The following is a 1,511-nucleotide window of genomic DNA, read 5'->3' on the forward strand; positions in this document are numbered from 1 at the left end:
CAACGCCGTTCAGTTAGGCAGGGGCGGGTGTGGTCAAGGGTGTGTTGATCAGGAAGTAGGAAGCGGAGTTCCGGTATCAAGGTTTGTCACTCCAAGACAACCCAGAACCAGGAACTCCGCTTGGTGGATCAGATTGCCATAACCCGGACGGTCACGGTAGCGGCGTGGCCGTTCGCGGCGGGTCACCTCGGTGAGCTGACCCGGCTGTTGCCGTTCGAGATGATCGATGAGGTTCTGACTGCGACCCGACGTACGCAGCAGCGGATCCGGCTGCTGCCCGCCCGGGTCGTGGTCTATCTGCTGATCGCGGGCTGCCTGTTCGCCGATCTCGGCTACCAGCGGGTGTGGTCGAAACTCGTCGCCGGTCTGCATCCGCTGCCGGTGCCCGACCCGTCGGGCAGCGCCCTGCGCCAGGCCCGGCAGCGGCTGGGTCCGGCACCCATGCGGGCCTTGTTCGAACTGCTCCGCGGCCCGGCGGCCACCAGTGCTGCCACGGTGTGGTGGCGGGGCCTGATGCCGGTCGTCATCGACGGCACCGTACTCACCGTCGCGGATTCACCGGCCAACCTGCTCCGCTACGCCAAACAGCGGGGCAACAACGGCGGCTCCGGCTATCCCACTCTGCGGCTGAGCGCACTGCTGGCCTGCGGCACCCGTTCGGTGCTCGACGCGGTGTTCGACCCACTCAGCACCGGCGAGATCGCCCAGGCTCACCATCTGGCGCGCAGTCTGCGGTCCGGGATGCTGTTGCTGGGCGACCGCAACTACGCCAGCGCCGACCTGATCACCAGGATCGCCGCGACCGGGGCCGACCTGCTGATCCGCTGCAAAAGCAGCCGGAAACTACCTGTACTCGGCCGCTACCCGGACGGATCCTGGCTCTCCACCGTCAACGGCCTGAGGGTCCGCGTCGTCGACGCCCGGATCAGCATCACCACCACCAGCGGTAGCCACACCGGCGACTACCGACTGATCACCACCCTGCTCGACGCCCGCCGCCACCCAGCCGGCGACCTCGCCCGGCTCTACCACCAGCGCTGGGAGATCGAGACCGCCTACCTCGAACTCAAATCCAGCATCCTCGGGGGCAGGGTCCTACGAGCCCGCACCCCCGATGGCATCGACCAGGAAATCCATGCCCTGCTGATCACCTACCAGTTGCTACGCACCGCGATGGCCGACGCCACCGACAGCCGGCCCGGCCTCGACCCGGACCGAGCCAGCTTCACCACCGCCCTCAACGCCGCCCGCGACCAGATCATCCTGGCCGCCGGCGTCATCGCCGACACCGTCATCGACCTGGTCGGCGCCATCGGCGAACGCGTCCTGGCGAACCTGCTACCCGACCGCCGCGTCCGCACCAAAACCCGAATGATCAAACGCTCGAACTCCAAATACCAGGCCCGCGGACCGAACATCGACCGCCGCACCTACAAAGCCACCACCAACATCGACGTCATCACCAACGAGCCTTGACAAACCAACCACCAGCCAAACTGAACGGCGTTGGG

The 1,511-nt window shown here is 66.8% G+C and carries 1 protein-coding gene; it reads left to right on the forward strand.

Translation table 11 applies throughout. The features are described 5' to 3' along the window. Window positions 1-123: 123 nt before the first annotated feature. Window positions 124-1,476 carry an IS4 family transposase gene (locus tag ACFOX0_RS34090; protein WP_377553798.1) on the forward strand — a complete coding sequence of 451 codons (1,353 nt, stop codon included), beginning with the start codon at window positions 124-126 and terminating at the stop codon, window positions 1,474-1,476. The last annotated feature ends 35 nt before the right edge of the window (window positions 1,477-1,511 follow it).

This window comes from Micromonospora zhanjiangensis (genome assembly GCF_042650605.1).
Taxonomy (GTDB): Bacteria; Actinomycetota; Actinomycetes; order Mycobacteriales; family Micromonosporaceae; genus Micromonospora_J; species Micromonospora_J zhanjiangensis.